At 46.3% G+C, this 7,219-nt stretch carries 7 protein-coding genes; all 7 read left to right on the forward strand.

The genetic code is table 11. The features are described from left to right. Nucleotides 1-226 precede the first annotated feature (226 nt). The 7 genes from AB7D94_RS06065 (at nucleotide 227) to AB7D94_RS06095 (ending at nucleotide 7,094) form a co-directional block, all read left to right on the forward strand. Entirely contained in the window at nucleotides 227-1,672 is a 1,446-nt protein-coding gene (locus tag AB7D94_RS06065) for a transglycosylase SLT domain-containing protein (RefSeq protein ID WP_420264841.1), read from the forward strand. A 214-nt stretch (nucleotides 1,673-1,886) separates the two neighbouring features. Continuing rightward, nucleotides 1,887-2,387, forward strand: coding sequence for a hypothetical protein (locus AB7D94_RS06070; RefSeq protein WP_420264842.1), 501 nt, complete (start codon nucleotides 1,887-1,889; stop codon nucleotides 2,385-2,387). Between the two features lie 199 nt (nucleotides 2,388-2,586). Further along, nucleotides 2,587-2,784, forward strand: a complete 198-nt coding sequence (gene rpmI / locus AB7D94_RS06075; RefSeq protein ID WP_420264843.1) for a 50S ribosomal protein L35 — start codon at nucleotides 2,587-2,589, stop codon at nucleotides 2,782-2,784. 66 nt (nucleotides 2,785-2,850) lie between these two features. After that, the gene (gene rplT, locus AB7D94_RS06080) at nucleotides 2,851-3,207 is read left to right on the forward strand and encodes a 50S ribosomal protein L20 (RefSeq protein WP_420264844.1); all 357 of its coding nucleotides are present in this window, start codon (nucleotides 2,851-2,853) and stop codon (nucleotides 3,205-3,207) included. After that, nucleotides 3,204-4,259: a phenylalanine--tRNA ligase subunit alpha gene (pheS, locus tag AB7D94_RS06085; RefSeq protein WP_420264845.1), complete on the forward strand. Its 1,056-nt coding sequence runs from the start codon at nucleotides 3,204-3,206 to the stop codon at nucleotides 4,257-4,259. Before rplT ends, pheS begins: the two co-directional genes overlap by 4 nt. Nucleotides 4,260-4,268: 9 nt before the next feature. Then, nucleotides 4,269-6,350: a phenylalanine--tRNA ligase subunit beta gene (gene pheT / locus AB7D94_RS06090; RefSeq protein ID WP_420264846.1), complete on the forward strand. Its 2,082-nt coding sequence runs from the start codon at nucleotides 4,269-4,271 to the stop codon at nucleotides 6,348-6,350. A gap of 36 nt (nucleotides 6,351-6,386) precedes the next feature. Continuing rightward, nucleotides 6,387-7,094, forward strand: a complete 708-nt coding sequence (locus tag AB7D94_RS06095) for a hypothetical protein (RefSeq protein ID WP_420264847.1) — start codon at nucleotides 6,387-6,389, stop codon at nucleotides 7,092-7,094. Nucleotides 7,095-7,219 lie beyond the last annotated feature (125 nt).

The following is a 7,219-nucleotide window of genomic DNA, read 5'->3' on the forward strand; positions in this document are numbered from 1 at the left end:
CTATCAAATCCGGCAAATAAATGGCAATAGACGAAAAAAACGCCTATAATCTCAATAAATATCACAAAACATGCTTGACAAAAGCAAGCAAGATATGGAATGGTTATGAACGGCCCGTTCTTTTTTGACCGTTTTCATCGCATATTTGTTATGTATTACCGGCTGTGCAGTTAAGCCAACTGTGCAATTAAGGTTGTCCGCGCATTCAGGGAGGGACTTTATACCGATGGGTTTTCGCAGTGCGGCGGTTTTATTTTTACTCCTGTTAATAGTGCCCATGAAATCGGAGGCATTATTAAATACAAGTGAAGATACGGAAGGAAAGAGCGAAATCCCGGCCACGCTGCAAAACAATCTGATGCACCGCAGCATAAGCGACCTGTCCACTAAGGGTATAACATATTCAGAATCAGTTAGGGAGCATTCTTTTATAAAGGTGCCGTTGCACCCGCCGCCAGACCAACATGACGCTGATGGCCCGGAGGAGATGCTCTTACGGGACGGATTTAAAAGATTTACGCAGTATGGCGGCGATACAAACGCGGCAGAGGCAATTTCAGCGCAGTTAACGTTTTTCGCGGATACGATAAAGAAAAAATTCAATCAATGGCTGGTCAAAGGCTCAAAATACCTGCCGGTTATGAAGAAAATCCTGAGGCAAAATAATTTGCCCGAAGAACTTGTCTATTTGCCACTGATAGAAAGCGGCTATAATAATCAGGCAAAGTCCGCGGCACAGGCAGTCGGGCCATGGCAATTCATGGCAGGGACGGCCCGTGATTACAATTTAAAGGTAAACTATTGGGTTGACGAGAGGCAGGACCCGATAAAATCCACGTATGCGGCATCGAAATATCTTAAGGTTCTTTATGATAAGTTCGGCACCTGGGATTTGGCACTAGCGGCATATAACGCCGGCGAGGTTAAAATAGAAAAGGCGATGAAAACGGCAAACACGGACAACTATTGGAGCCTTATCACAACCGGGCTTATAGCAAAGGAGACAAAGCTGTTCGTACCCAGGTTCATAGCGGCCAAGGAGATAGCGATAGAGCCACAACGGTATGGGTTTAGCGATGTCGAATATGAAACCCCGCTTGAGTATGACATAGTGGCCGTAAAACCTCCTGCTACAATAGATTTTATTGCAAAATCGGCGGGGACATCCACAGCGAAAATAAGGGAGCTGAATCCAGAGCTGAAACAATGGTGCATTCCACCCGATGTGCCGAAATACCGGTTGAGACTGCCGCAGGGTACGAAGGATGATTTCAGGCTGATATATGAAAACACACCGGAACACCAGCGTTACCTGCTGGATAATTATCGGGTGAGGAAGGGTGATTCGCTGAGGAGGATATCGAATAGATTACACATATCTCAGGACATACTGGCCGAAATCAATGGAAAATCCATAAACACAAAACTCAGGGAAGGGACATTCGTATTTCTGCCGCCATCGGGCATACAACATAGAGACTTAACACAAGAGGAGGTAAAGCGGAAAAACGTAGGACATCATGATACGAAGCTAAAACATCGGGATGTGAAACATAAAGTCGTAAAGCATCAGAATGCGAAGCGAATTATGCAACATCATAAGAAGATTAACCCCAATCCCCCGACCTTGGCACAACATCGGGCTAAGGCCGTCATTCATAGCAATAGATAGGGTTGAATTGATTGTTGAGCAGTTCAATGGGGCAATTTGAATTAAAGGGTATGTCCAAAGAAACAAATGAACTAAAAAGAAGTAAACAGCCCTAACGGCTACAATTTGCATGAGGACTTGAGGGATTCATTGAGAATTGCCGCCGTTGTCAAAGCCAAATTGACGGATGTTCCCGCGTTATGATAGAATAATTGAAAGCGAGGACGATAAGTTCATGAATAAAGTGGTTCATGCGGCGATGTTAATATTACTATTTTCTACAGTATTCCCCTCGTGGGTATATGCGCAAAACTCGTCTTTCACCCAACAAGACAGAGAAAGACTGACCCACATTGAACAAAGGCTGACCAACGTTGAACAAAGGCTTACCAACGTTGAACAAAGGCTGACCAACATTGAAGAAAGGCTGATTCGCCTTGAAGAAGGTTTAAAAGCAACCAACCAGCGTATGGACGACGGTTTTAACGCTTTAAATCGCAGGATGAACGACTTAAATGGCCGGATGGGTGACTTGTTCGGGTTGATGTATGTACTTATAGGCGGGATGCTTACGTTGGTGGGTTTTGTCCTCTGGGACAGACGTACCACGATTGCCCCCGTTGTTAGAAAAAACCGGGAGATCGAAGAGAGGGGAGAGAAAATGGAAAAGGTCTTAAAGGAACTCGCCCTGAAAGACCCCAGCGTAGCCGAGACCATAAAACGCGTGGGCCTTTAGTAGTGCCTGATTGCATGTAGAGATTGTATTTCTTAGTTATAAGCCGCACACTTTATATCGTCTCGGCCCCCTATCCCTTTTTTTTGACGCGGTCGGGAGATTTTTCAATATATCGCTTGCTATTAATGGACAATTAATTTATAATCGTTGTTTAACTAAAGATTCAGCGAAGCGGTTTTAAGAACAAGGAGGTATTGTAATGCCAAAATTAAAGACGCACAGGGGAGCCGAGAAGCGCTTTAAAAAGACCGGCACCGGTAAAATAAAGCGAAACAGGGCCAATAAGAGCCATATGATGACCGGTAAACCCTCAAAAAGGACGCGCAGGCTGCGCACTGCGACAATTGTTGACGCAACACAGCACAGAAACATATCAAGACTTATTCCATTTGTGTGATGTTGATGACATTTGTTTGTGAGATGCAAAAATATGCCGGATGAGCCGGTTTTGGAGGACTAAGCGATGCCTAGAGCAAAGGGTGGATTTAAGACAAGGAGAAGAAGGAAAAAGATATTACATAAGGCGCGTGGTTACTATGGTGGCAGGAGTAAACTCTTCAGGGTAGCCTCTGAGGCGGTTGACCATGCCCTGTTGCATGCGTATGATGACAGAAAAAACAAAAAGCGCGACTTCAGGCGCCTCTGGATAATCAGAATTAACGCGGCAGCCCGTGCCGTTGGCCTTACGTACAGCCGCTTCATGCAGGGCCTTAAAACTGCGGGTATCATCCTTGACAGAAGGGCGCTTGCCGAGTTGGCCGTAAGCAATATCACACAGTTTAACCAATTGGCAGAAAGCGTGAAACAACAGACGGCGTGACCGCGCTGCAGGAGCTGTTCTTAAAGGAGCTGGAGGCGGTTACATCCACAACTGCTTTGCGTGAACTCCGCTCAAGATATACGGGGAAAAATGGCGTCATCACAGGGGAGCTGAAGAAACTCCCCACCCTTGCCCCGCACGAAAGGGCGGCCTTTGGAAAACAGGTAAACACCGACAAGGTGTTTATTGAAGAAAGGTTCAAAGAGTATGAACAGGTACTCATCTCAAAAGAGATAAAGTCAAAACTCTCCAAAGACCCCGTAGATATAACACTGCCGGGGTACTATAAAAAACCCGGCGGCAGACACCCCGTGACTATCGTGCTTGCCGAAATAGCCGATATATTCGTCTCAATGGGGTTTAGCATAGAAGAAGGCCCTGAGGTAGAGAGTGATTATTATAACTTTTCGGCCTTAAATATCCCCCAAAACCATCCCGCGCGGGATATGCAGGATACATTTTATATAGAGACCGGTGGCCAATCCGGCGAAGGGGCCTTCGTCCTCAGAACCCATACCTCGCCTGTGCAAATCAGGGTCATGGAGAAACGTGTCAATGAGAGCCGCACAAATGGTACCCCCCTGCCCCCGCTTAGGTTTATCGCCCCGGGAAAGGTCTATCGCTGTGATTCGGACATATCTCATTGTCCGATGTTTCATCAGGTCGAGGGGCTTGTGGTGGACAAAAACATATCGTTTGCAAATCTAAAGGGGCTGCTGGAGGGGTTTTTGCGTAAGGTGTTCGGGCCTTCGGTGCCGGTGCGTCTGAGGCCGAGTTTTTTTCCATTTACCGAGCCGTCGGCGGAGGTTGACATGGGGTGTTATTTTTGCAAGGGTGGCGGCTGCCGGGTCTGTAAGGGCACGGGCTGGATAGAGATAATGGGGGCGGGAATGGTTGACCCGCGTGTCTTTAAAAATGTAGGCTATGACACCGGCCAATACAGCGGGTTTGCGTTTGGCATGGGGATAGAGCGTATTGCCTCCCTTAAATATGGCATAGACGACATAAGGCTCTATTATGAAGGCGACCTAAGATTTTTGCGGCAGTTTTAAAGAGAAAAAATGCTTATATCATATAATTGGCTCAAAGAATATATAGACTTTAAAGAATCCCCTGAGGCGATTGCCGATATACTAACGATGTCCGGCCTTGAGGTGGAATCGTACAAAACACTTGACGGCGGCGATGTCATATTAGAATTAAACGTAACCCCGAACAGGGCGGACTGCCTGAGTGTTATTGGAGTTGCCCGTGATGTCTCTGCCGTACTCAAAAAGAAATTAACTCTCCCCGAAATAAATGATTTTAAAAGCGATAGCGATGCGGGATTCAAAGTCGAAATAATAGACAAACGTCTCTGCCACAGATATTGCGGCATTATAATCAATGGCGTAAAGGTCGCCCCATCGCCGGATTGGATGCAAAAAAGGCTTAACAGCTCAGGCATAAGGCCGATAAACAATGTGGTTGACATAACGAATTACGTACTGCTGGAATTTGGCCAGCCGCTCCATGCCTTCGACCTGAAAAAACTGAAAGGGGATAAGATTATTGTCAGGGCTGCTGACGAGCCAGAGGCCATAACAACACTTGACGGTGTTGAAAGAACCATACCCGCGGGTACGCTGTTGATTTGTGACGCCGAGGGGCCGGTTGCCCTGGCCGGTGTGATGGGCGGGGAGGGGTCTGCCGTTTTCGACACCACCACAGACATACTTATCGAAAGCGCGTGGTTTGATCCCTCGTCAATACGTGTAACATCGAAGCAGACAGGACTGCGCTCAGAGTCCTCGTTCAGATTCGAAAGGCAAACTGACATTGACGGGGTTAAAAATGCCGCTTTGAGGGCTGTGTCTTTGATGATGGAACTCTGTGGAGGGCGCGTCTCAGGGGTGATAGACAATTATCCGACACGCTACGAGGCACCGCAAATCGCCCTAATCCGGGAAAAGGTTCAGGGTTTCTTAGGTGTGCAAATAACAGGCGACGAAATTGAGGATATCCTCAAACGCCTTGATTTTAAAGTAGAAAGACAAACTGGCGACTTTATCGCCACCCCGCCGTCTTTCAGAAGGGACATAGAGCTGGAGGCCGACCTCATCGAGGAGGTTGCGCGTATCTACGGCTATAACAATATCCCTTCGGTAATGCCCGAAGTTGCCCTTGCCATAAATAATGAGAGCGATAAGCACAGGAAACTAGGCGAACTAAGACACTCTTTAAGATATGCGGGGTTTACCGAGACCATAAATTATAGCTTTACAACGAGGGAAGACTTCACTCTGCTTGACATCCCGGCGGGTGATGAAAGGAGAAAGGTTGTGACAGTGAAGAATCCCCTGCAGAAAGATTTCGATATCCTGAGGACATTTCTCCTGCCTTCTCTTCTTAGAAATCTGAAGTATAATATTTCCTTCAGCGCCAAAGAGGTCAACATTTACGAGATAAGCACGGTGTTTTTTGAAACTGGTAATGGATTTCCAGCAGAGAGGCTCAAACTTGCCGTACTGTCATATTCAAGCGGTGGCAAAAAACTATATACAGAGCCAGCCGCACATTTTTATCGTATAAAGGGTCAGCTTGAGCCTATTTTGTCGGGCCTCAGATGTGTGAAATATGAATTGAGACCATCGAATGAGGATTTTTTAGAGAATGATCAGTCGGCTGATGTATTTATTGGTGATGAAAAGATTGGTTTTTTTGGGCTGCTCTCGGCTGAGACTGCGGCAAGATTTGAAATGATAGACGATAAGCCCGATATAGCCGTCTTCGAGATGTTTATAGATAAAACAGATGCCCCAATTGAGCATGAAAGGGCGATTCCAATGTTTTCTACAAATCTGATGTTTAAATACCCATCAATTGAGCGAGATATTGCAATTGTTGTGGACGACGCTTACCAATCAGGCGACATAATAAACCTTATTAAAACTGAACACTTAGACCCTGAACGACTTATAGAATCTGTAGAAATATTCGACCATTACAAGGGCAAAAACATCCCTGAAGGAAAGAAGAGCCTTGCCTTTCATATAGTTTACAGGGCGCGTGAGCGAACGCTTCTGGAGAGTGAAATAGATGCGCTCCATGCTGAAATAGTCAGACATATAATAAGTAAAACAGGCGGGGCGCTGAGGGCATGAGCGTTCATCTGTGGATTGCATGGACATTGGCCTGATATGAAAATAGACCTCAGCAGCTTTTCGATAGTCGTGCTGGCAAAGACACATAATCCGAGCATATTAAACCCGGATTTCCTGAAAGTTAATGGAATCGTGGAGCAGAATTTCACGCCCTTTGACGTACTGTGTACGCCCCCTGCGTCGCATGTCTTTTATAAAGAGGCTCTGTCGGTAATAGCCGAGTTCGAGAGGCTACAGTTTATAGACGAGGACAGGGTGAGAATCCCATACGATTCGCCCATACCGTATATAGCCATAAAATATATTGATGTGTTGCCACATGTCAGGTACATGGCGTCGGGGATTAATTTTGTAGGGCATTATGTATTTCCGGGCAAGGATATAGCGTCATTTTTTATTTCAAACACGTTTATTAAAAATGGGCCGTGGAGCGTGATTAACGGGCAGAGGCCGGATGTTGGCATTAAATTTGCGTATAACGTAAATGATATACTCTGCAACATAACCATTGAGACGGCGGAGACTAACCCGGGGACAATCGGCGCAGAGCGGGCAGAGGACGAATATGGCGATGTTATGATGGATGATCTGCCGCAGCTTAATCCCGTAGTCCTTGTGAAGGCGAATTACCATTTAGCGGCAAAGGAGGCTGAAATCAAGCGAATAAAGATGTTCATAGCCAAGTGGTACACCTATTTCGAGGAATTTCATAACTTCTTAGAGGGTGTTTTCCCGGCTGATTGACCTAAGAGCGGGGGGGCAGGATGAACGGACTGGGATGAGCATAGACAGCTTGCGAGGGAAATTCCCCAACATTGAACGATGGCAGCGTGGAGAAACAAAACCGACACTAAAACAGTTGGAGTCGT

This window comes from Candidatus Magnetominusculus dajiuhuensis, from assembly GCF_046044395.1.
GTDB classification, from domain to species: Bacteria; Nitrospirota; Thermodesulfovibrionia; order Thermodesulfovibrionales; family Magnetobacteriaceae; genus Magnetominusculus; species Magnetominusculus dajiuhuensis.